This window comes from Aristophania sp. ESL1142, from assembly GCF_058107345.1.
This window is the reverse complement of record NZ_JBYLUH010000001.1, coordinates 203,434-226,372: the sequence shown is the minus strand read 5'-3', so window position 1 is coordinate 226,372 and position 22,939 is coordinate 203,434. Positions and strand designations below refer to the sequence as shown.

Annotated in this window: 17 protein-coding genes; 10 read left to right on the top strand and 7 right to left on the bottom strand. The window is 47.1% G+C overall.

All coding sequences use genetic code 11. The features are described 5' to 3' along the window. The first annotated feature begins 12 nt into the window (after positions 1 to 12). Positions 13 to 3,009: a glycosyltransferase gene (locus AC3B6P_RS01010; protein ID WP_489804301.1), complete on the top strand. Its 2,997-nt coding sequence runs from the start codon at positions 13 to 15 to the stop codon at positions 3,007 to 3,009. 64 nt (positions 3,010 to 3,073) lie between these two features. Beyond that, positions 3,074 to 4,060, top strand: a complete 987-nt coding sequence (locus AC3B6P_RS01005; RefSeq protein ID WP_489804300.1) for a CgeB family protein — start codon at positions 3,074 to 3,076, stop codon at positions 4,058 to 4,060. A 76-nt stretch (positions 4,061 to 4,136) separates the two neighbouring features. Here AC3B6P_RS01005 and AC3B6P_RS01000 read toward each other — a convergent pair whose 3' ends face one another. Continuing rightward, complete coding sequence (locus AC3B6P_RS01000; RefSeq protein ID WP_489805510.1) at positions 4,137 to 6,809, bottom strand: M16 family metallopeptidase; 2,673 nt, start codon at positions 6,807 to 6,809, stop codon at positions 4,137 to 4,139. Positions 6,810 to 6,972: 163 nt separating this feature from the next. Here AC3B6P_RS01000 and AC3B6P_RS00995 point away from each other — a divergent pair, with 163 nt between their 5' ends. Genes AC3B6P_RS00995 through AC3B6P_RS00985 form a run of 3 tightly spaced genes read left to right on the top strand, consistent with a single transcriptional unit; the run spans position 6,973 to position 9,473 of the window. Beyond that, positions 6,973 to 7,494, top strand: coding sequence for a hypothetical protein (locus AC3B6P_RS00995; RefSeq protein WP_489804299.1), 522 nt, complete (start codon positions 6,973 to 6,975; stop codon positions 7,492 to 7,494). Positions 7,495 to 7,542: 48 nt separating this feature from the next. Continuing rightward, entirely contained in the window at positions 7,543 to 8,997 is a 1,455-nt protein-coding gene (locus tag AC3B6P_RS00990; RefSeq protein WP_489804298.1) for a glycosyltransferase family 2 protein, read from the top strand. Continuing rightward, a complete protein-coding gene (locus AC3B6P_RS00985) occupies positions 8,994 to 9,473 on the top strand; it encodes an MliC family protein (RefSeq protein ID WP_489804297.1) in 480 nt (159 codons plus the stop codon). Before AC3B6P_RS00990 ends, AC3B6P_RS00985 begins: the two co-directional genes overlap by 4 nt. 100 nt (positions 9,474 to 9,573) lie before the next feature. Here AC3B6P_RS00985 and metE read toward each other — a convergent pair whose 3' ends face one another. After that, on the bottom strand, positions 9,574 to 11,898 hold the full coding sequence (metE, locus tag AC3B6P_RS00980; RefSeq protein WP_489805509.1) for a 5-methyltetrahydropteroyltriglutamate--homocysteine S-methyltransferase: 2,325 nt from the start codon (positions 11,896 to 11,898) through the stop codon (positions 9,574 to 9,576). Positions 11,899 to 12,137: 239 nt separating this feature from the next. Between metE and AC3B6P_RS00975 the strand changes: the two genes are divergently transcribed. The 3 genes from AC3B6P_RS00975 (at position 12,138) to AC3B6P_RS00965 (ending at position 15,041) form a co-directional block, all read left to right on the top strand. Next, positions 12,138 to 13,103 (top strand): ArsR/SmtB family transcription factor, encoded by a 966-nt coding sequence (locus AC3B6P_RS00975; protein WP_489804296.1) that lies wholly within the window; start codon positions 12,138 to 12,140, stop codon positions 13,101 to 13,103. 42 nt (positions 13,104 to 13,145) lie between these two features. Beyond that, a complete protein-coding gene (locus AC3B6P_RS00970; RefSeq protein WP_489804295.1) occupies positions 13,146 to 14,027 on the top strand; it encodes a methylenetetrahydrofolate reductase in 882 nt (293 codons plus the stop codon). Positions 14,028 to 14,111: 84 nt separating this feature from the next. Further along, positions 14,112 to 15,041, top strand: a complete 930-nt coding sequence (locus AC3B6P_RS00965; RefSeq protein WP_489804294.1) for an MBL fold metallo-hydrolase — start codon at positions 14,112 to 14,114, stop codon at positions 15,039 to 15,041. Positions 15,042 to 15,109: 68 nt separating this feature from the next. Here AC3B6P_RS00965 and AC3B6P_RS00960 read toward each other — a convergent pair whose 3' ends face one another. The 5 genes from AC3B6P_RS00960 to AC3B6P_RS00940 form a co-directional block, all read right to left on the bottom strand. Further along, on the bottom strand, positions 15,110 to 15,418 hold the full coding sequence (locus tag AC3B6P_RS00960; protein WP_489804293.1) for a methylated-DNA--[protein]-cysteine S-methyltransferase: 309 nt from the start codon (positions 15,416 to 15,418) through the stop codon (positions 15,110 to 15,112). 389 nt (positions 15,419 to 15,807) lie between these two features. Then, positions 15,808 to 16,383, bottom strand: coding sequence for a translation initiation factor IF-3 (gene infC / locus AC3B6P_RS00955; protein WP_489805508.1), 576 nt, complete (start codon positions 16,381 to 16,383; stop codon positions 15,808 to 15,810). 96 nt (positions 16,384 to 16,479) lie between these two features. Further along, positions 16,480 to 18,423 (bottom strand): threonine--tRNA ligase, encoded by a 1,944-nt coding sequence (gene thrS, locus AC3B6P_RS00950; RefSeq protein WP_489804292.1) that lies wholly within the window; start codon positions 18,421 to 18,423, stop codon positions 16,480 to 16,482. A gap of 99 nt (positions 18,424 to 18,522) precedes the next feature. Further along, positions 18,523 to 19,104, bottom strand: a complete 582-nt coding sequence (locus AC3B6P_RS00945; RefSeq protein WP_489804291.1) for a glycosyltransferase family 9 protein — start codon at positions 19,102 to 19,104, stop codon at positions 18,523 to 18,525. A 432-nt stretch (positions 19,105 to 19,536) separates the two neighbouring features. Next, positions 19,537 to 20,163, bottom strand: coding sequence for a nucleotide exchange factor GrpE (locus AC3B6P_RS00940; RefSeq protein ID WP_489804290.1), 627 nt, complete (start codon positions 20,161 to 20,163; stop codon positions 19,537 to 19,539). A 211-nt stretch (positions 20,164 to 20,374) separates the two neighbouring features. On the opposite strand from AC3B6P_RS00940, the gene AC3B6P_RS00935 reads away from it, so the two are divergent. Next, the gene (locus AC3B6P_RS00935) at positions 20,375 to 21,118 is read left to right on the top strand and encodes a response regulator transcription factor (RefSeq protein WP_489804289.1); all 744 of its coding nucleotides are present in this window, start codon (positions 20,375 to 20,377) and stop codon (positions 21,116 to 21,118) included. Between the two features lie 21 nt (positions 21,119 to 21,139). Then, on the top strand, positions 21,140 to 22,936 hold the full coding sequence (locus tag AC3B6P_RS00930; protein ID WP_489804288.1) for a sensor histidine kinase: 1,797 nt from the start codon (positions 21,140 to 21,142) through the stop codon (positions 22,934 to 22,936). Positions 22,937 to 22,939: the final 3 nt, after the last annotated feature.

The following is a 22,939-nucleotide window of genomic DNA, read 5'->3' as shown; positions in this document are numbered from 1 at the left end:
TAAGGGCGGACGATGAGAGAGCAGTCCTACTGTTTTAGTGATCCACAAAAGGCTCGCAAACCGCGCTGGCAAGAGTTTGAGGCGGAACTCTATATTCAGCGTTATCCTGATGTTCAGGTTAATATGGTGGAAAAAGAGTATGATGACCTTTATCTCTATTATCGTGATGTTGGCTGTCATCTGGGACACTCGCCCAATCGTTATTTCGATGAATTATGGTACCGTGAATATCATCAGGATGTGAAACGGGGGCTGGAGGAGGGGCTGTGGCAATCAGGCTTTGAGCATTATTGTACTATCGGCTTTCTGACTCATGCACCGCATTGGCTCTTTGATGAAGAAAGTTACAGACGAAGAAATTTGTGGTTGACGATAACCCAGTTTCGTCAACAGGGTTTCTGGAATGGTTATGACCATTTCCTTGAAATTGGCGATAAAGCAGGTTTGAGGTCTGGCCCTTTTTATGATGCTACTTTAGCCCGTGAAGTCAGATCTCATTATTCTGAATGGTTTGGAGAAGAGGGGCTGTTTGCTTCATGGCTTGTTTTGCCATCCTTTATCGCTGATAGTGCGCCACTTTCCTATAATTTTGACCCTCAATGGTATCAAAAGACCTATCCTGCTGTAAAAAAGGCCATTGAGCAGGGGCGTTATCTGAATGGTCTGCATCATTATCTGACAAATAAAACGCCTTCTCTTTATAATCCTTCACCTTATTTCTCCGAAGATTATTACCTTATTAATTCTCCAGATATTCTCCCGCCCCTTCAGGCGGGAGGATTTCGGAATGGTTATGATCATTTTGTAAAATTTGGTGCTTTTGAAGGACGGACGCCTATAGAGGGTGTGGATCTTAAAACTTATAGTCAGAATTTGCTGGTGCAGGCGCAGTGCGAGAGTGGCCTTTATGAAAGTCCATTTACGCGTTTTGTCGCAGAACAGTCAGGGGTAGCCTCTCATTCAGGGGCATTAATCGCCTCCATGTCTGAAGATCAGAGCCGGAGCCTCTTTCGTCAGGAAGCAGAGCTTTATTTACCTCTTCTGGCGCGAAACCCCCTTGATTTTACAGTTGAGGGGATGCCCGAACTGAGTGTGATTATGGTTGTGCATAATCAGATTACACTAACCCTTCAGACTCTTGCCTCTTTGCGGGATAATTATCCCGGTAATATTGAACTGATTTTAGTGGATTCAGGCTCACGAGATGAAACTGTTTCCATTACCTCTTTGGTGAAGGGCGCCATTATTCATAGAGACCCTCTCAATAGCGGGTATCTGGAAAGCTGTAATAAAGCGTTAAATGATGTGACGTCACCTGTTATCTTATATCTTAACAATGATTTGCGTTTATTTCCCAAGGCTGTTTCTCAGGCTTTGGCCCGTTTATATTCTGATGTGTCTATCGGAGCGGTGACAGCAAAGCTGGTTCGTTCAAATATGCGCCTGCAAGAGGCAGGGTCGATCATATGGCGTGATGGTGCCACTTATGGCTATAGACGTGAGGATGATCCTTCAATCCCCGAGGCCAATTTTGTGCGTGATGTGGATTATGGCTCGGCAGCGTTTTTGATGGTTCATACAGGGCTGGCGAAACGTTTACAGGGTTATGACCCTCGTTATAAGCCAGCCTATTTTGAAGATACTGATTTTTGCGTTCGCCTTGGGAAATTGAAGGTCCGTATTGTCTATGACCCGCTTGTGGTTGTAGAGCATCTGGAGTTTGGAACGTCAGGTCATTCCGGGTCCCATGCTCTGATACAAAAACATCTGAAGCGCTTTAGTCAGGCGCATCAGGATTTTTTACGCTACCAGCAGCCACCTCATATCAGAAATGCCCTTTTGGGGCGTGAGAGTCGCCAGCACAGTAAAAAGCGCATCCTGTTTATTGAAGACTGCATGCCCATCCGTTCTTTAGGTTCAGGCTATGTCCGTTCTAATGATATTATTCGTGCCCTTGCGAAATCAGGTTATCACGTAACGGTCTTTCCTGTTCAGGCTGTTACGCAGAGAACCTGTTTTCTTTACAGCCATTTTCCTGAGGAAGTGGAGCTCGCATTAGATCAGAGTAAATTTACGCTATCTTCTTTTCTTGAGGAACGTATTGGATATTATGATGCGCTCTGGATTGCCCGCACCCATAATCTTGATCAGCTCCAGCCTATCTTAAGTGAAGCAAGCCGTTTTCTGCTTGGGTGTTATATGATCCTTGATACAGAAGTGGTTGCAGCTCCGCGTAAAATACTTCATGACCGTTATTGTGGTGTAAAAAAATCACTTTCATTAGAAGCATTTTTAACAAAAGAGCTTGAGAAAGTGGATTATTGCCAGCAGGTGATCGCCGTAACAGAGCATGATGCAGATTTAATCCGGCGTGCAGGGCATCATAATGTTTCTGTATTGGGGCATAGTCTTGCCATCCACCCGACGCAAAAAAATTTCATAGACCGTCATCATATTCTTTTCCTGGGTGCATTTCATGATGACCAGTCACCAAATATGGATAGTATGGTCTGGTTTACCCAGGAAGTTCTTCCATTCTTGCTGGAAAGACCAGATGCCAGGAACTGGAAAATCAGGATTGCGGGTTATGTGGCACCCTCTATTAACCTGTCTGGGTTAGCCTCTCATCCTAATGTGGAAATTATTGGCCCCGTTGAAGATGTGGAACCTCTTTTCAATGAACATCGTCTCTTTATTGCACCAACGCGTTTTGCTGGCGGGCTTCCTTATAAACTTCATGAAGCCGCAGCCTATGGTCTGCCAATTGTTACAACGCCTTTATTAAAAGATCAGGTAGGCTGGACTGAAGGAGAAGATTTATTATGTGCTCCGCCTGAAGAGCCCGCCGCTTTTGCAGCAGCTATAGAAAGGCTCTATAAAGACGAAGCTTTATGGAAAAAGCTGCGCCAGAATGCCCTGGAGGCTGTCAAGAGGGATGCAGACCCCACTCTTTTTGAGCAGGAACTTGGCAGGATTATGTCTTTTATGAAAGAAAAGAATGTCAGTTAAGGATATTGCCTAAGTCGATCGTACATATTGATTGCCATTAAGCGACAGAAAGTGAGCAAAAGAGATGGAGAAGGGTGAAGCGTTAAAAGGTCACGTCTTATTATGCGGCGGCGGGCGTTATGAAAGTCAGGCGAATGCACAGGTTCGTCAGACGATCATGGACGGTCTGGTGAGCGTTTTCGGTGAAGGAAATGTTACATCAATTGATATAGCCGCTGCGGCGGAAACAGTGCGCTTTCTGAAACCGGCTTTTGTTTTCGTAACAGGCTCTTACCTACCGGAAAGTACTTATTTCGGTGAAGTTTCCCGTGAAGCACGGAAAGTTGGGGCGACAACAGCCTTTTGGGCGACAGAAGATCCTTATGAACAGGATGCCCATTATCAGATTGATTATGACTTTGACGTTATTTTCTCCTGCGATCATTGGGGGCATAATTTCTACCAGCGTGAGCGGGTTTTTCATCTCCCCTTAGCGGCATCCCCAGTTCTGCATTACAGACCAATTGATGAAAATGCAGACAAACCGATTGATGTGCTTTTTTGTGGTGTTGCTTTCAGTTCCCGGAAAGAAGTGGCACATATGTTGATGCCTGTTCTTGAAAAACTCAATATCCGCTTTATAGGCCCGGGATGGGGGGAGTTAGGCATTGGTTTTTCTGATGCCCGTATAGAAAAATCCCAGCTCATTGATCTTTATAGTCGTTCAAAGATTGTACTGAATTTGGGGCGTTCGCTTCATTTCGAGAATAAACGCTTTATGATCGTGCCCTCTACGCCAGGGCCCCGTACCTTTGAAGCAGCCCTTTCAGGGGCTTTTCAGGTCTTTCATGAAGATACGTTTGAATTGCGACGCTATTATAGCGCAGATGAAATTCCGGTTTTCACAAATCTGAAGGATTTTGAAAAAATCATTGATCGCTATCTGTCTGATGACAAGCAGCCTCTGACAATGGCCCGAAAGGCACAGGAACGCACGCTCAAAGAACATCTTTACAAACATCGTATTGAAAAAGCGGTGGAAATCATGCGGGCTGAAGGGCTTTTGAAATAAAGCTACTTTCTCAGACTATGAAATGAAAGAAGGCCGGATTTTTAGTCCGGCCATTTTTGTCTGGTTGATTTCGTCCTTATTGCGGGGCAGGGCCAAGAACAATGCGGGCCATGTCATCAGGGCGGACCCAGTGAATAAACGCCTTCTGGACCTGCTCAGGCGTCATGTCATAGATTGCTTTGGCTGATTCATCAGGGGCATTGAGGGGCAGATCAAGGTCAGTCAGGGTCAGCCATGTGCTGGCTAGGGCGTTAAAGCTGGAGCGCCCCATGATCTGGCTACGCAATAAGGTTGCTTTTGCAAGATCAAGTGTTTCCTGATCGACAGGTTTTTCTCTCAATGACTGAAGGTCTTTAACGGCTAGTTGTTGTGCTGCCTTAACCTTGGCAGGGTCTGCCCCAAAACCAATGGAAAAACTTGAGCGTGTGCGTGAGTAATGAATGGCACTGCCGACATTATAGACATAGCCTGTGTTGACGCGCAGATCCCGCATCAAGAGAGAAGAAAAACCATCTCCCAGAATTTCATTGCCGACAGCAAGAGCATGGCGATCAGGGTTTTTGACATTAAGCTCAAGCGTTTCAACAAGCTTTACCTGATCCTGGGAACGCCCCGGATCAGCGATAATGGCTGCGGATGTTTTACTTGGAGGAATGGTAGGGAGGTCGAGCTGAGGTTTTTCCCCATTGGCTTTCCAGGAAGAGAAGACCTTTTCCACCTCTTGGCGTGCCTGTTCAGGTTCAATATCACCAATAATGACGATGGTCGTCAGGTCTGGGCGGAAGGTGGATTTATAATAGTCTTTGACATCCTGTAGCGTAATGGCACGTACATTTTCAGGAAGGGCTTCTCTCAAAGAAGGGTCTTTGGGAGGAAGAAGTGCCTTTTTGAGGGCACGTCCATAGCGATAGGAAGGAGATTGTAGCACACCGTGAAGGGATTGTGCCGTTTGCTCGCGTGATACCAGGAAGGCTTTTTCAGGAAAGGCGGGCTGAAGTTCGTTTTCTGCCAATAAAGAAAGCCCGGCTTTAAAATCTTTTGTCAGGGTGTTGAGGCTGAAACTGCTTCCTGCACTCTCATCAGCCGTGATCTCATCAAGCGCGCGCGACAGGGCCAGCCTGTCGTGCTTTTCTGTCCCGTAAATAAAGAGGGAATCAACAAGATCGGAGAGTCCTTCCTTCCCGGCAGGCTCCTGGAGGGCAGGTGTATGCCTGATGGCACCATATAATTCGATTGTATGGCTGACATGCTCGGGCTTTACGAATAATCTGATCCCGTTTGAAAGTACATAGCTCGCTGGTTGGGGAGAAGGAGGGGGTAGAACCAGCTTGGAAAGAGAGGCCTGAGCCCAGTCCGGTAAGGTGACCTTACCTTTAGGAGGGGTCATCAGGTTCTCGGCGCCGCCAAAACCTTTATCAGCAATTGCTTTACCTGTATTGCGTGGTGTCAGAATAGCCGAAATTGCCTGTTTGGGATCAAGCCATTTCTGTGCGAGGCGGTCAATCTGCTCTTTTGTGACAGAACGGAACGCTGCAATCATATCTTCCGGGCTGCCAAGATGTTGGACCGCAACAGCCTGAGACCAGCTGTTAGCAAGACCTGAAATACTATTGGCGTTAAATTCCAGAGAAGCAATTTCACGCTGGCGCGCCGCTTCAATCAGCTCGGAAGGAATTCCCTTCTGACGATAATTTTCCAGAATGGAGGCAATATCCCTTTTCAGGGCTGAGGGGTTGGTATTTTTAGGGAAGCCTGCATAAGCGATGCCAATGCCGCCTTGTGCATCAGGCTGATAGACAAAGTCAGTCTGTAAGGCTTTTCCGTCTGGAACCAGGCCAAAGAGGTCGGCACGGTCACTGCTCAGAGCATCTATCAATAACGTCATGGCCGCGTAATCCGGGTCACGTTGTCCTGGCAGGCGCCAGGCCATTGTAACCAGACCAATTGGTAAATCGGTTGGGAGGAAGAGCATGTGCGTTTTAGCGGGAGCAGGGTTGATTGTGGGCGGTTTAGCCAGTTGACGGGCAGGAAGGACACCAAAAATCTTTTCAACCAGCTTGAGTGTTTTCTGACTATCTATGTCACCTGCAATAACCAGAATAGCATTATTAGGGGCATACCAGTTCTGGTAAAATTCCCTGAGTTGCGTGACAGTCGTTTTGTCAAAAGAGGGCCGCGTACCCAAAGCATCATATTCATAAGGGGTATCCTTATAGAATATAGCTCTGACCTGGCTCATATAACGATAAAGAGGGTTGGAGAGGTCACGTGAGACTTCCTGCTCAATGGCACCTTTTTCGTGCGCCCAGTCTTTCTCATCAAGGTTTAGACCCGTCATACGGTCTGCTTCAATTTTAAGTAGTAATTCAAGGTCTGAAGCAGGGGCTGTAAAGTAATATTGCGTTACGTCAGAGGTTGTGTCGGCATTGTCATTATTGCCAAGACGCGCACTTAATGTAGAGAGCTGGTCCCTGCTGAGGTTGCGGGAGCCATTAAACATCATATGTTCAAGGGCGTGGGCTGTTCCTGGATATTGCGCCTTACTGTTGGCAGAGCCAACCTCATAATTCATCATTGTCTGCACGACAGGAGCCAGGCGGTCTTCGATGATAACGACCTTGAGGCCATTTCCCAGAGTTGCCTTTGTAACATTTGTGCCTTGGCGCGGTGATGTTGTGGCAGAAGTTTGTGTTTTGGAAGCAGGAACATCTTGCGCAAAAGCGGGGTATATGAGAGCGGAAGATGTCATTAGCGACGCAGCAAGTAGCGTCAGGCGTGGAAAACGAAATAAAGACACAAAACCTCCTTAGGACATACTTTCTGGAGAAATCTGTTAAAATCGAGTCATAAAAGCATTAAATTATTCAAACCTGTGAACTATACACATTTATGGACCAAGGGGGAGTATAAGTGTGACAATTGCAGAAATTATCCAGCGGGTAGATGATCTGATTCTCGACAAATTATTTCAGCCTTTGGCAAACCGCTTACCTGCCAATAGTTCACCAATGAATTTGGGACTTAGTTTCGAGCTTGGCTCTGTGGTTCTGCAAGCAGCATGTGTGATTGCGCCTTCTTTGCTCTTTGGCTTGCCTCTGGGTTTTATTCCTTCAGCCATTTTTGGTTTTCTAGTCAGTCTGGTTTTTTTTCTGGTCTGTCAGAAGTTATCTATATTGGCGAGACCGGGTTATATCAATCCGTTAAGGGTACAGTTACGGGCCTTACGACTGATCGGGATCGCGTTTCTGATCTATGATCTCTGCCGCTCTCATCCCGGTGGACAGGGTTATAATTTATGGTGGCGATTAGACGAATTATCTCAGCTGACTTTTATTATCGGTCTTTATTTTATGGCCTGTGATATCCCACCACCTAAACCACGCCGTGAAACACAATCAGAGTTTTTTAATAAAACACATCGCGTTTTTGAATAAGCGTGATATTTCGTTACGTAATAATCCATCATTATTATGGGGGTGGACGTGGCTATTAGATTAGGTATCGGCATCATTACGTATAATCGTAAGGATATTTTGCGGCAATGTGCCGAGAATATCAGGCGCTTCACACGTCATCCTTTTGAATTTGTTGTTGCTGATGACGGTTCGAGTGATGGTACCCAGGCATGGTTACAGCAAGCAAATATACCCTATATCACGGGCGAGAATAGAGGCATTGCCTGGAACCGCAACCGCGTGCTCTGGTGGTTGAAGGAAGAAAAGCAATGTGACGTCATTCTTATTTTTGAAGATGACTGCCACCCTTATGTCTATGGCTGGGAAGAAGAATGGATCAAGGCCGTGGAAGCTTATGGCCATATGAACCATATGCCTGAAATTACGCTTGAGATTGATAATGATGTCTCCTCCGGTCTGGGAACGGCAGAAAGTCCCTTTATTGCACCCATGCATCAGGCATTCTGCGTGGGCTACCATGCAAAGGCGCTGGATTATGTCGGTTATCTCGATGTACGTTTTTTTAAATATGGTGAAGAGCATGTCGAGCACACACATCGTTTCTTACGTGCCGGTTATGGAGGCCTGCCCCAATATCTGACACCAGAGCGGGGGCAGGTCTTCTTTTTGCGCGGTGGTCTGGCAACCCTGCCGTCAGAGACTTCTGGCACGCCGGAATTTGTGTTGAGAAATGTTAGGCTGCATAAAGAAATCCAGCATGAGCCTCTTTATCGTGCCCCCTGGCGTACTGATGCACAGATGTTTCTTTTCAGGGAGGAAATGGAAGCTGCCCGGGGCCGCCCCCCACTAATTTCAGGGCAGGAAGATCGCGGGTTTGACAGTTTCATTTCTCTGGGGGGGAGTGAAGAGACAAGTTTCTTCATTAAGGAAACATTCGGGCAGTCAGGTCCCGGTTTTTTTGATGGTTTCCTGACCCCATTTCATACATTGATTCATCTCTTTGAAACGAATTTCAAAGATCTGTTTTCGACCGTCTGCCTCTATGGTTACCATGAAGCATTGCGGTGTCGGGAAACATTGATTGTTTACCATAATTGCCTGGATCTTCCAAAAGGAGAACCAGCTTCTGTGGAAGTCTTTCTGGCTCAGCGTGGGCGTCTGATCGAAGATTATAAAAAGCTTCTGAATAAGATAGATGATCTTTGCAAGGGCGACCGGAAGATTCTGTTCATAAGAGACTGGCGCGATTGCCTGCATTATGAAGGGACGCATCGTCCTGCCCATAGCCTTACGCCAGATTTCAGACGTCTGGCGGATGCTATTGAAAAACGCTATCCATCTCTCGATTTCAGGATTCTCTTTACCAATTACGGTGATGCTACAATTGATGATCCAAGGCTGATTTTTGCTGATCTGGATTGTCCTGATGTGAGTGATTCATTTGGCCGTCTGGAACATTGGAAGGATATGACAACCAGACTGGGGATTTACGCCAGAAATGATGAAAAGTGGGAGGTATGATGATGATTTTGTCTTACGGCTCTGTTGTAAGGCGAGGGATGATCTCCGCTTTGCTTCTCAGTTTTTTGAGTTGCGGTATTTCTGCGGCGCGGACCATTACGGATAAAACAATTTCCGTGCACCGTAATCAGTTCCAGCTTAATTTTGCTCCTGATGAGGTGGTGACACAGCAGGCCGAAGTCTATTCATGCTCGGCAAAAACCCAGAAGCCGACAGATGTGCAGGAAGCCCTTCTTGGAACCCTGCCTGCGGACCGTAAAATAAGAGTGACCTACGTCAGTGCTGATATAACGTCTCTCGCCATTCTGCCAATTGATGGAAAGATCCTTGTTTTTACCAATGTCATGGCGGCTGATGGTTCCAAATATGTCGCAGACCGTTACGTCTGGTGGAGTAAGGGAGACCAAGCAAGCTTCGGCCGCGCCGATGATGAAAAAGACACCCCTCTTACCTGCACAATCCTCAAAAATCCTTGAAAAGGTAGAATTTATCTCGTTATTTGAGAATAGATAATAAAAAGACGGCAGAGAGAAATCCCTACCGCCTTTTTTATTGAAAGAGTTTCCTCTTCAGGTGTTAGCCGCGCATCTGGCGGGCGGCTTCGACCATGTTGGTGATCGCTGGTTTGACTTCTTCCCAGCGGCGTGTTTTCAGGCCGCAATCGGGGTTCACCCAGAGAAGACGACGGTCCACTTTCTTCTCCGCTGCTTTGAGCAGATCCACCATTTCTTCAACGCTTGGGATACGGGGTGAATGAATGTCATACACACCTGGCCCAATCTCTGAAGGGTAACGGTGATGGCTGAAGGCGCCTAGCAGTTCCATTTTGGAACGCGCTGTCTCAATGGAGATCACGTCTGTATCCATCGCAATGATGGCGCCGATGATGTCATTGAACTCAGAATAGCACATATGTGTGTGAATCTGGGTTTTGTCTTCAACACCACTGGCAGTGACGCGGAAGCTCTCAACAGCCCAGTCCAGATAATGCTGCCAGTCAGCACGGCGCAGAGGGAGCCCTTCACGTAGAGCGGCTTCGTCAATCTGGATAGCCTGGCAGCCTGCTTTCTCAAGATCCTGCACTTCGTCACGAATGGCGAAAGCGATCTGACGGCATGTGACAGAACGAGGCTGATCGTCACGCACGAAGGACCAGTTCAGAATGGTGACAGGGCCTGTCAGCATGCCTTTCATGGGTTTCTTTGTGCATGACTGGGAGAAGCGCCACCAGTCGAGTGTCATCGGGGCAGGACGTGTGACATCACCATAAATGATGGGCGGACGGACGTAGCGTGAGCCATAAGACTGCACCCAGGCATTTTTGGTAAAGACAAAGCCGGAAAGCTGCTCACCAAAATACTGTACCATGTCGTTACGTTCGAACTCACCATGAACGAGCATGTCGAGGCCGACTTCTTCCTGCCAGATAATGGCGGATTTTGTTTCTTTCTCAAGGAACGCTTTATAGTCAGCAGCGCTCAGCTCGCCTTTGGCATTCTGGGCACGCGCTTTGCGTATTTCAGCGGTCTGCGGGAAAGAGCCAATTGTTGTCGTCGGGAAGAGTGGCAGCTTCAGAGTGGCTTCCTGAGCTTTCTGACGGACCGGGAAAGGTGATTTCCGTTTGGTCAGGCTCGGGTCATTCTGAGCGATGCGTTCTTTAACCGCAGGGTTGTGAATTTTGCTTGATGTTTTGCGGCTTTCAATCGCAGCACCATTGGCTTCCAGCTCTGATTTGACAGAGGCAGCCCCGTTATTGAGGGCTTTGGAAAGTGTGGAAAGCTCAGCAATTTTCTGAACCGCAAAAGCCAGCCATGATTTAACGTCTGCATCCAGCTTTGTTTCACGTTCCAGATCAATCGGGGTGTGAAGCAGAGAACAGGAAGGAGCGAGAATAATGTCACGTTTGGCAGCGATCGGCTCAACGATTTTCAGCAGAGTGTTCAGGTCAGCTTTCCAGACGTTACGCCCATCAATGATGCCAAGTGAAAGCAGCAGGTCAGGGCGTGCTTTTGCCAGAACGTCCTTCAGCTGTTCAGGAGCGCGGACGAGGTCTACATGCAGGCCCTGGACAGGGAGAGCCAGTGTTGTCTCAAGATTGTCACCCAACGCACCGAAATAGGTTGTGAGCATTAATTTGAGAGAGGGAACACTGGTGGTCAGTGTCTGATAAGCCTGTTTGAACGCATTGCGTGCATTATTATCAAGGTCGAGAACCAGTGTCGGCTCATCAATCTGAACCCACTCAGCGCCTTCTTTCTGGAGCTGGCTCAGAACGTCCACATAAACAGGCAGGAGCTTATCCAGAAGATCAAGACGATTGAAGGACTCGTCATGTGTCTTGCCTAAAAGCAGGAAGCTAACGGGGCCAAGGATAACAGGGCGCGTCTCAAAACCCTGAGCACGTGCTTCACGATATTCATCAATGATTTTTGTGGAGGTCAGTTTGAAGACCTGATCTTTGGTGAATTCCGGCACAAGGAAGTGATAGTTCGTGTCGAACCATTTGGTCATTTCAGCGGCAGGAACGTCAACGCCCTTACCATGGCTGCATCCACAGCCTTCTTCTGTGGCTTTCTGCGCACCGGTAGTCTGGCGGCCACGAGCCATGGCGAAATAGGTCGTCAGGTCCATCTTGTCGCTGACCTGGCCATAAATGGCTGGGATCGCCCCAACCATCGCACTGGTGTCGAGTACATGGTCATAAAAGGAGAAGTCATTGGAAGGGAGAATATCTGCCCCTTCATTTTTTTGCCGTGACCAATGTTCAGCGCGGAGTGCAGCCGCTGTTTTCTGAAGATCAGCTTCGGAACTGGTGCCAGCCCAGTAACTTTCTAGTGCTTTCTTAAGTTCCCGGTGGCTTCCAATACGTGGGAAGCCCAGTGTTGCGACGCGTACAGTCATTACTTTGCCCCATAATATGTTGGCGGAGTTACCGGATAGAGGAAGAGATACCCCTGATGAACCCTGCCAGAAACGATTATCTCTAAATAGCCAGAAAGGAAGGAAATCCCCATCTGTTACAGCGTTTTTACATAAGAAGATCCGCATAAACGCTGCGCCTTCTTCTTATAAGTGGCAAATCTATTGAGAAGTGTCAACAGCTATTGCGCATATAAAGAAGTCGTTATATATGCCGTTCTATGGATCGAGTAATTAATATTTTTCAGGCTCTCTCAGAGCCGACAAGACTACGTATTCTCCAGCTTCTGCGGGAGATGGAGCTTTCTGTTGGCGAACTGGCGCAGGTTTTGGGGCAAAGTCAGCCGCGTGTTTCGCGTCATGTTCGCATTTTGGTTGAGGCGGGTCTGGTTTGCCGTCGTAAGGAAGGAAGTTGGGTATTTTTGACATTGGGGCCAGAAGAGATCCTTGCCCCGATTTTTGCAGCACTTGACCAATGGTCTCGCTCAGAAAATGTGAGGATGGACAGCCTGAAGGCTGATAAGCACCGCTTGCAGGCGATTCGTACTTTAAGGGTCGATACTGCACAGGGCTGGTTTGAAGATCATGCAACGGAATGGGATGAAATTCGCTCTCTCTATGTTTCTGAACAGGATGTTGAAGCGGCGATTCTCAAACTTGTCGGGTCTGATCCCATAGGGCGTCTGGTTGATATTGGCACAGGTACAGGCCGTATGCTGGAGCTTCTGGCCCCACAGGCGGAAACGGCTCTGGGTTTTGATCGCAGTCCAGCCATGTTGCGGCTGGCGCGTGCCAAGCTTGCTTCGGTCAAGACAAGACAAGGGGGACGTGTTGAGCTTTGGCAGGGTGATTTTTATGCTCTGCCTTTAGGTGATGATATGGCTGATCTGGCCATTATGCATCAGGTGCTGCGTTATGCCCAATATCCCGCTGCTGTTCTGGCTGAGGCCGCCCGGCTTCTGGCGCCAGGAGGGCGGCTTCTGGTTGTGGATTTTGCTGCTCATGATCGTGAAGATCTGCGCACGAGAGATGCGCATGTCTCGCTTGGTTTTGGGGATCGGAATATGGATGAATGGTTCCGGCAAGCGGGATTAACGCTTAGTACCTCTTTGGCACTGGAGGGGGAATTGACCGTAAAACTTTGGCTCGGGCAACTTCCAGCAGGGAAGAGCGAAGAAAAAGGATAAACGGGTTTTCTTATACAGAAAAATAAAGGACGATTTTAAAAAATGTCTGCACACTCTGTTTCTGGGGCTTTGCCCAATATTTCATTTGAGTTTTTTCCCGCTAAAACTGATGAAGGCCATATAGCCTTGATGGAAACAGCGCGTGCGCTGGCTGCCTTAAAACCGGACTTTATGTCTGTTACTTATGGAGCAGGGGGAACGACGCAGGAACGCACTTTAGGTACTCTGAAAGCCATGGTCGCGGAATTTGATGTTCCTATGGTGGGGCATCTGACCTGTGTCGGTGCTTCAAGAGAAGAAGTCAATAAAGTTGCCCAATCGTACTGGGATGCTGGCGTAAAGCAGATTCTTGCACTCAGGGGCGACCCTCCTCCTGTTGATGGGAAGCCTACGCCCTTCAAGGCGCATCCACAGGGTTATGGTTCCGCGATTGAATTGATTGAAGGTCTCAAAAAATTAGCGCCTTTTAAAATTACAGTCGCTGCTTACCCTGAAACGCATCCTCAGGCACAGAGTCCGACTATTGATATCGATGTTCTTAGACGTAAATTTGACGCTGGAGCAGATCAGGCAATTACGCAGTTCTTCTTTGAAGCAGAGACATTTTTGCGTTTTAGGGACAAGTTGGCCAAAGTGGGTATTGAGAAAAATGTCATTCCGGGGATTTTGCCGATTGGCAATGCCGCGCAGGCCTGGAAATTTGCAGCAATGTGTGGGGCCAATGTACCCTCCTCCTTACAGGGGCTATTTGAAGGGACAGATGCATACCCAGAAGTCAGGGCACGTATCGCTGCTGTTATGGCAGACCGCCTTTGTCAGACATTGCGTGCTGAGGGTGTGGAACATTTTCATATCTATACTTTGAATCACAGTGTTGCCCCTGTGAGTCTGTCTCTTTTACTTGGGAGACATTTTTTACGTTAAATCCTGTTTAAGGTCTCTTTTCTTTTGGAAAAAATACCCTATATGAAATAGTAATATAGATCAGACCTCGAGGAGGGAAGAGACATGGACAAAGATTTAGCACTTCAGAAAGCATCATTGCAGGTTGAACAGGTCACTAAAGGGCAATCACCAGCCCCGGTGATCCGTACTTTTTTTGATGAAGCAACCTGCACGGCAAGTCATGTTGTTTCATGTCCTGTAACGCGTAAGGCGGCTATTGTGGATAGTGTGCTGGATTATGATCCGGCAGCAGGGCGCACGTCTTTTGCATCGGCTGAGCAGATTGTGGCTTATGTCAGACAGGCCGGGCTGATTGTGGAATGGCAGCTTGAAACGCACGTCCATGCGGACCATCTTTCGGCTGCACCCTGGTTGCAGGAGAAGCTGGGGGGAAAACTCGGAATTGGAGAAGATATTCTGCGTGTGCAGGATGTTTTTGGCAAACTTTTCAATGCTGGTACGGATTTTGCCCGTGATGGCTCACAGTTCGATCATCTTTTCAGAGATGGGGAACGGTTCAAAATTGGTGAGCTTGAAGTAACCGTGCTGCATGTGCCAGGTCACACGCCGGCAGATATGGCTTATATCATCGGTGACGCAGCCTTTGTCGGGGATACGATCTTCATGCCCGACTTCGGAACAGCCCGTGCTGATTTCCCTGGTGGTGATGCCAGGAAGCTCTATCATTCCATTAAGAGATTACTTTCTCTTCCTTCGCAAACTCGTTTGTTCCTCTGTCATGATTATTTACCAGAGGACCGGGACCATTATCTGTGGATGACGACCGTAGGGGCGGAAAGAGAAAATAATATTCATGTTCATCAGGGCGTGAATGAAGAGGATTTTGTCAGGATGCGTAATGAGCGTGACAAAACGCTGGCCATGCCGACTCTGATCATGCCTTCTGTACAGGTTAATATGAGAGGCGGGCATCTTCCCACACCAGATGATAATGGTGTCAGCTATATCCGTATCCCGGTCAATAAGATTTAAGAACTCGGTTTATGTCGGGAGGGGAAGTCATTTTTTCTTCTCCCGTTGTAGCAATTCCTGTTTGCATTCTACCCCTCAGTGGTAGCCTGATAGCGTACCATCGCGTCGAACAACGCGGTGGCAAAAGAATAGCAACAGCAAGATAAATTATTAGCAGCACAAGCTCGTGCGACAGCACGGGCGGCCTTTGGGGTCCCGATGCGGTGAGCAATTTCGGTATAGGTGCTTGTTTCTCCTGGAGGAATTTCTTGCAAGGCCTTCCAGACACGTTGTTGAAAGGCAGTCCCTTGAATATCCAGAGGGAGATGCAAACCGTGGTCTGTGCTGCTTAAAAGGTGCTCAATAAAGCCGGCGATCTGGGCAATAACGTTGTTCAAATTTATGATCGCCACTGATAGGAAATTGATCCTGAAAATCTGATTACAGAGCTAGTGCCACCATTGCGGTACTCTTTTGCTTTCATTTCAGGTAATGGCCTTGATGCTTCATAGAAAGGCTATTATGGAGTTAAATCCTGCATCGTAAATGGTTTTTGTGACAGTCCTGCTGGCATAGTAATAGCAACAATATGTCGTGCTCGGTCTTCATCAAGATAGGACAGGAAATCTGCGGCTTTAATGTGAATACAGCGTAGGAAAAACTCTGTTTCTTGCTTTCAGGTCAGTCGGATTAATGTTTTTTTGATTATAAATGATTCAATAAAAAAACGCGTAAATGCCTCTTTGATAAAAGAGAGATTTACGCGTTAAAATTCTGGAACGAACTTTTATTTTGGAGCGAGAATCATGACCATCTGGCGGTTTTCCAGACGGGGCATCTGCTCTGCCTTGGCGACGTCTTCCACATCAAGACGGAGACGTTCCATGATTTTGACGCCCAGTTCTTGGTGAGCCATTTCACGGCCTTTGAAGCGAAGGGAAATCTTGACCTTATCACCGCCTTCAAGAAAGGACAAAATCGCCTTACGTTTTGTCTGGTAGTCATGTTCCCCTGTGCCAGGGCGAATCTTGACTTCCTTGATTTCGATCACTTTCTGTTTTTTCCGAGCTTCATTGCGTTTTTTCTGCTGCTCGTACTTGAACTTGCCGTAATCAAGAATTTTAGCGACAGGCGGTTCCGCCGTCGGGCTGATCTCCAATAGGTCTAATCCTGCAGCAAAAGCACGCGCAAGTGCATCACGTGTTTGCATTACACCGACCATACCGCCATCAGCATCAATAACACGAACTTGCGGTACACGGATCTCATCATTAACACGCGGCCCTTCCCGACCCGGGGCGGCGTTAAATGGCGGTTTAGATATGGTCAACTCCTGTCTCTGTTTACAAAAACCACCTCTCATGGAGAGAGTGGAAAATCTTATGACACCAAATTCATAGCCTTGCCTGAAGAGCGACGCAAGGAAAAGCTTTTCAGGCAAGGCTTATTTTCTGTTAATTCAGACTATTTCTGCTTTCTCTCTCAATTGGTCCGGTGGTGTTGCTTCTTTGGAGAGGGCTTTTACTGCGTCCGTCAGCGTCATTATTTCCTGATCTTTACCGCCAAGGCGTCTCATGGCGACGGTTTTTTCTTCAGCTTCGCGCCGTCCAACTACAAGGATAACCGGGACACGTGCTAGACTATGTTCACGGATTTTGGCGTTGATTTTCTCATTGCGTGTGTCAGTCTCGACTGAGAGACCCGCCTTGCGGAGCGCGCGTGCTGCTTCTAGGGCATAATCAGCAGCATCTGTCACGATAGAAGCAACGACAACCTGCACAGGGGCCAGCCATAGAGGGAATTTGCCAGCGAATTGTTCAATGAGAATCCCGACAAAACGTTCAAAACTTCCCAAAATAGCCCGGTGTAGCATGACAGGACGGTGACGGGCGCTATCTTCACCAATATAAGTGGCGTCAAGCCGCTCAGGCAGAACGTAATCAACCTGCAAAGTGCCACACTGCCAGTCGCGTCCGATTGCATCAGTCAGGACGAACTCAAGTTTTGGGCCGTAAAAGGCGCCTTCACCCGGATTGAGCTCATAATCCACCCCAACCATCTCACAGGCTTTTTTCAGAGATCCTTCAGCCTTGTCCCATACATCATCAGACCCTGCACGTGTTTCAGGACGGTCTGAGAATTTCACACGGAAAGAGTCGAAGCCGAGATCTTTATAGACTTCAGCCAGCATTGAAACGAAACGTGCTGTTTCATCAGCGATCTGATCATCTGTGCAGAAAATATGGGCGTCATCCTGCGTGAAACCGCGAACGCGCATAATCCCATGGAGTGAACCTGATGGTTCATAACGGTGACATGCACCAAATTCTGCCATCCGCAAAGGCAGTTCACGATATGAACGTAAGCCATTGCGGAAAATCTGTACATGGCAAGGACAGTTCATAGGTTTCAGAGCGAGGGTTGTATTTTCATCCTCAATACTGGCTACAAACATGTTTTCACGATATTTGTCCCAATGTCCTGAAGCTTCCCATAAGGTGCGGTCCACAAGCTGTGGAGTCTTTACTTCCTGATAGCCGTTACGCTCCTGGGCACGTCGCATATAATTCTGGAGTGTATTATAAAGCCGCCAACCCTTGGGATGCCAGAAGATCTGTCCGACCGCCTCTTCCTGGATATGGAAGAGGTCCATTTCCTTGCCAATGCGGCGATGGTCGCGTTTTTCAGCTTCTTCGAGGCGGTGAAGGTGGGCTTCAAGCTCTTTTTTATCGCGCCAAGCAGTGCCGTAAATACGCGTCAGCATCGGGTTGTGATGATCGCCTCGCCAGTAAGCGCCCGCCACACGCATGAGTTTGAAAGCGGTTCCGACATCGGCCGTTGTCGGTAAATGCGGTCCTCGGCAGAGATCAAGCCAGTCACCTTGACGATATATGGAAATTTCTTCTGTTTCAGGCAGGTCGCGAATCAATTCTGCCTTGAATTTTTCTCCATGATCTTCAAAGAATTTAATCGCTTCGTTACGATCCCAGACTTCACGTTTGAAAGGTGTGCCTCTTTTGATGATTTCGAGCATTTTCTGCTCAATTGCTGTGAAATCATCAGGTGTGAAAGGTTTGTCACGAGCGAAATCATAGTAAAATCCGTCCTTAATGCTCGGGCCAATTGTTACCTGCGTGCCTGGCCAGAGTTCCTGCACTGCTTCAGCAAGGACATGGGCTGTATCATGACGGATCAGATCAAGGGCTTCTTCATCCTTGCGGGTTATAAAGCGTACGGTTGCATCATTCTTGATGGTTGTAGAAAGGTCACAAAGCTTGCCGTCAACTTCCATGGCCAGAGCAGAGCGTGCCAGGCCAGGTCCGATATTCTGAGCGATTTCTGTGCCAGTCACTGCCTCATCGAAGGTGCGAAGACTTCCATCGGGTAAGGTGATGACGGGCATGAGGGGCGCTCCTTGAATATAAAAATCAGCAACAAGGGTCAAAATGGCTGTGGAGATTGGCCTCTACAAGACTCTTGTCGCGATGAAAATGTAATTTTTTCAACTTTTAGCGTTAAATAAGTTTGAAAGCCATAGATCAAGGTAATTCGTTACCCTTTTAACGCTCAGATCAGAGAGATTTTTACAAGAAAGGACTCTGTTAAAACCCGGCGTTAAACCTAAGGGAGCGCAGCGTCTTGGGTCACTTTCATCTGAAAAGAGGGTAAGGGTGGGGCAGTCCATGGTTGCAGCGATGTGAAGAGGGCCTGTGTCATTGCCAATTACAAGATGGGCCTGCCTGAGTAGGTGCGCTAATTCAGAAAGCGATGTTCTGCCCATGAAGTCAAAAAGTTCCGGGTGATTTTCTTTCAGGACCTTACCGACGTGTTCCTGACCTTTTGCGCCGACAAGGACACAGGAATATCCCTGTTTTTGTAGATGTGAAATCAGGGCTGAAAAATTACCCAAAGGCCATTCTTTACGAGGGCGGTGTGAGGCTGCGCCGGGAACAAGGACGATATAAGGTGAAGGGGGATAGAAGAAAGAAGTCTGGGGGGTAGGAATCCAGTCAGGAATATCCCTTGTTACAGGTCTTATGGACAAATTTTTAAGAAAATTGTCCTGACGAATCAGGGTATGCATCTCTTTTGCATGAAAGAGGGCTTTAATAGGAGCATCCTGCCCAAGATCTGCGTAATTGAACCAAAGCGTTTTCTGTTGGGGCCTGAGTGATAAAATACGTTTATAGAGACGAGTCCGGCCTGAGTTCTGTAAATCAATGATCAGCTCGAAACATGGGAATAAAGACCATAAATATTTGGCTGCTCGCCAGTTTGTAATGGGAGCCCGATCATCGATAAATATTTCGTCAAACCACGGAGCGTGTTGAAGAAGCGCTTTGTAAGGTGAAGATGTTAAAACCGCCAGGCGGGCCTGGGGATAGGCCTGCCTGATGGCTGAAAAAGCACTGAATGCCTGAAATATGTCGCCTAGAGCACCATGTTTGATGACGAGAATATGACCGGCAGGATCATGATTATTTATAATTGGCGCCTCGGCTTTATGATCAGGATTTCAATGGTTCTGCGATGATGGTTGTTCTGGCTGAGTAGGGTGCACGGGAGCCTGTCCGGTGGAGGAAGGGCTGGCTACAATAACCATTGCCGGTTTGAGAAGCCTGTCTTTCAGGGTCCAGGCTGGAGTCCAGGCCTGAATCACCTGACCGGGAGCATGCTCATCTGAATGTTGTTCCTGCATGGCCTGATGAAGGTTGGCATCGAAATTCTGCCCTGTAGGGTCCTGCCGACGGATACCATGACGTTCCAGGATTGAAAGGAATGAGCGCTCAGTTGTTTCCAGTCCTTCACGCATTTTCTTGATGAGGCCGTCTTCATCCTCACGTGCGGGCGGGAGAGCGGAAAGGGCACGTTGCAGATTCTCAGCGCCTTCCACAACGTCACGGGCAAATTTCTGCACAGCATATTGACGGGCATCTTCTATATCGCGTTTTGTACGGGCACGGAGATTTTGTAATTCCGCTTCAGCGCGCATCCAGCGGTCTTTCATATCCGCTGCTTCAGCTTTGACAGCCTCAATTGTTTCGCCAGGAACAGAAGTACCTTCTTCCTCTTGTTTTATTTCCTGGCTCATATCTGTTTCGCCTAGCTGATCGCTCTCGGGAGAATGTGTATGCTGTTCCATAAAATGCTCTGCTTTCTGGTCTGATTATTCCGACCTGTTTATCATGGTTCTGGCTGTTTGGACCAGATAGTGACGATCTGTTTTAAAGCAAGGGGGTATTTGGATAATTATTCTATTATAATTGTAAATATAGCTGTATCATACGCCGATTTCATACTTTCACAGTGAAACATAAAATTCTCTGTTTGAGATAGCTATTTAGGAAAGCTGTATGGATATAAGATCTGAGTATGGTACGCAATCAGAAAATGGTTCTGTTATTGCTCTTGTGGATGATGACAGAAATATTCTGACATCAGTCCAATTGACTTTAGAAGCAGAAGGCTTTGTCGTTAATAGCTATACGGATGGTAAAAGTGCATTGCAGGCTCTTTTGTCAAGACCTGTATCTTTGGTTGTATTAGATGTTCATATGCCTCAGATGGATGGTATGGAACTTCTGCGTCGGCTACGCACGCGCTCCAATACCCCCGCCATTTTTCTGACTTCCAAGGATGATGAAGTCGATGAGCTTATGGGGCTGCGTCTTGGAGCCGATGATTATATTACAAAACCTTTTTCCCTGCGCTTGCTTGTTGAACGTATTCGCGCCCTGTTAAGGCGGCATGAGCTCAGCCAGTCAGGTGATAAGGTGGGAACTCTGTCAGGGAGTTCAATTTTAACCCGTGGGGCATTGACGCTTGATGATGCACGTCATCAATGTTTATGGAAAGGGCAGGAAGTCTCCTTGACTGTGACAGAGTTTTTACTTGTCAGAACCTTGGCTGTGCGACCGGGTCTGGTTAAATCACGCGATCAGTTGATTGATGCTGCCTATGGCGGAGATGCGTACGTCGATGATCGCACAATTGATAGTCACATTAAACGGCTTAGGAAAAAATTTCGTAATGTGGATGAGAATTTCAACCAGATTGAGACACTTTACGGGATTGGATACAAATATAAAGATGTGTGATAAAGCTAATGTCTGGAATATATGTTTCGTCTGAGAAAAATATATTATTTGAAAAACCTCACCTTTCTGTATCGTTTTCTTAAAAGATATATACGGGGTCTGAAAGAAGAAGGATTTTTTCGCTATTGGACATCTCCATTTCTGGGGAAGTTGCTGCTTATCAATATCCTGCCTCTTTTATTTTTGGCAGGGTTATTGCTTTATCTTAACCAATATCAGAATGGGCTGCTTCATACAGATGTTATGGCATTGCGGGAGAAAGCCCATATATATGCGCGTATTTTAGAAATTACGGCTGAGAAAACGTCTCCTGATGGCCAGAAAGTTATTGATAATGAGCGTGCAAAGGAACTTCTTGATCAGTTAATGCAGTCTAGTCTGGATGGTCATATTAGGCTTTTTGACTCCAATGGTGCATTACTGGCTGATAGTCGTCGGCATCATACAGTTATTGATAAGCCTCTTCCTTTGGATGATGAGGAATTTTCTCATTCAGATGAGGGTGTGTGGCACCCTCCTCAAAGAAATGTTATCGACAGATTTTATAACTGGGTACTGATTGATTCATTAGGATCTTCTCATAAAGGTCTGATTCCTTTCAGAGTGAAACCTGTTGAGAATGATGATTCATCTCTTAATATCAAGCCGCTTCAGCCGGAACTTCCGCCCTATATCAGGCGGAATGTAACCAATGCTCTGATCATTACCGTGATTGAACCTGTAAAAAATGGTAATGAGACGATTGCAGAATTACAGCTTACCAGGAGGGCACCAGAAATTGATCGTGTCTTGTTTTTGGTACGTTCCTCTATTTTGACCCTGATGCTGGTCGCAATTGGCGTGACGATCATGTTGTCATGGTATTTTTCTTATACGATTGCGCGTCCTATTCTCCAGCTTGTCGGTGTTACAAAAAAGCTGCATCTGGATGGTGGACGACATCTTGATGCAGCTCCGCAATTTCTATTGAGTCGGAAAGATGAAATAGGTTCGCTGGCGCGCTCTATGCGTAGCAGTGCAATTGCCTTATGGGCACGTGTTGATGGTACGGAGCGTTTTGCTGCTGAAGTTGCTCATGAGGTTAAAAATCCTCTTGCGTCTCTTCGTTCAGCATTGGAAATTTTACCCCGAATTGAAAAACCTGAAGTTCGTCTTCATTTGATTGAGGTTTTACAGGAGGATGTGAGACGGCTGGAGCGTCTGGTTCGAGATATTGCCAATGCTAGTCGCATTGAGGGAGAATTGTCACGTGGTTTAAGAGAACCGGTGGAAATTGAGCCTCTTTTGAACCTTCTGGTTGAGATGCACCAGACAACGCGTAAGGTTCATGACCCAATTATGGTAATGGATGTTCCAAAAGATACCTTCTGTGTCCAAGCTATGGAAGACCGTCTTGTCCAGGTTTTCAGAAACCTGATAGGCAACGCTTTATCTTTCTCACCTCCTGACGGGATCGTCATGATTCGGGCCTGCAAAGCCAAGATGTCTCATCAGCTTTATCAGAAAATGGACCAGAGCAATTATATTGACATCATTATTGAAGATGAAGGTCCAGGTATCCCTCAGGATAAGCTGGAAACAATTTTTGACCGGTTTTATTCTGAGCGTCCCAAGAGCGAGAAATTTGGTCAGCATTCTGGTCTTGGGTTGGCAATAAGTCGGCAAATTGTGAACGCATTAAATGGTGAAATTTATGCAGAAAATCGTATTGGAATAGATAAAAAAACAGGTGAGGAAGCAATTATTGGGGCACGATTTATCATTTGTTTGCCTGCTTGCCATTATTATAAGACGAAAAGCTCTGAAGATTGTTCATAATTA

What these genes read in the sequence shown, in the direction of transcription:
- AC3B6P_RS01010 (WP_489804301.1), top strand. Translation starts at nt 13, where the DNA reads ATGAGAGAGCAGTCCTACTGTTTTAGTGATCCACAAAAGGCTCGCAAA.
- AC3B6P_RS01005 (WP_489804300.1), top strand. Translation starts at nt 3,074, where the DNA reads ATGGAGAAGGGTGAAGCGTTAAAAGGTCACGTCTTATTATGCGGCGGC.
- AC3B6P_RS01000 (WP_489805510.1), bottom strand. Translation starts at nt 6,809, where the DNA reads ATGACATCTTCCGCTCTCATATACCCCGCTTTTGCGCAAGATGTTCCT.
- AC3B6P_RS00985 (WP_489804297.1), top strand. Translation starts at nt 8,994, where the DNA reads ATGATGATGATTTTGTCTTACGGCTCTGTTGTAAGGCGAGGGATGATC.
- metE (WP_489805509.1), bottom strand. Translation starts at nt 11,898, where the DNA reads ATGACTGTACGCGTCGCAACACTGGGCTTCCCACGTATTGGAAGCCAC.
- AC3B6P_RS00975 (WP_489804296.1), top strand. Translation starts at nt 12,138, where the DNA reads ATGGATCGAGTAATTAATATTTTTCAGGCTCTCTCAGAGCCGACAAGA.
- AC3B6P_RS00970 (WP_489804295.1), top strand. Translation starts at nt 13,146, where the DNA reads ATGTCTGCACACTCTGTTTCTGGGGCTTTGCCCAATATTTCATTTGAG.
- AC3B6P_RS00965 (WP_489804294.1), top strand. Translation starts at nt 14,112, where the DNA reads ATGGACAAAGATTTAGCACTTCAGAAAGCATCATTGCAGGTTGAACAG.
- infC (WP_489805508.1), bottom strand. Translation starts at nt 16,383, where the DNA reads ATGAGAGGTGGTTTTTGTAAACAGAGACAGGAGTTGACCATATCTAAA.
- thrS (WP_489804292.1), bottom strand. Translation starts at nt 18,423, where the DNA reads ATGCCCGTCATCACCTTACCCGATGGAAGTCTTCGCACCTTCGATGAG.
- AC3B6P_RS00945 (WP_489804291.1), bottom strand. Translation starts at nt 19,104, where the DNA reads ATGCATACCCTGATTCGTCAGGACAATTTTCTTAAAAATTTGTCCATA.
- AC3B6P_RS00940 (WP_489804290.1), bottom strand. Translation starts at nt 20,163, where the DNA reads ATGGAACAGCATACACATTCTCCCGAGAGCGATCAGCTAGGCGAAACA.
- AC3B6P_RS00935 (WP_489804289.1), top strand. Translation starts at nt 20,375, where the DNA reads ATGGATATAAGATCTGAGTATGGTACGCAATCAGAAAATGGTTCTGTT.
- AC3B6P_RS00930 (WP_489804288.1), top strand. Translation starts at nt 21,140, where the DNA reads ATGTTTCGTCTGAGAAAAATATATTATTTGAAAAACCTCACCTTTCTG.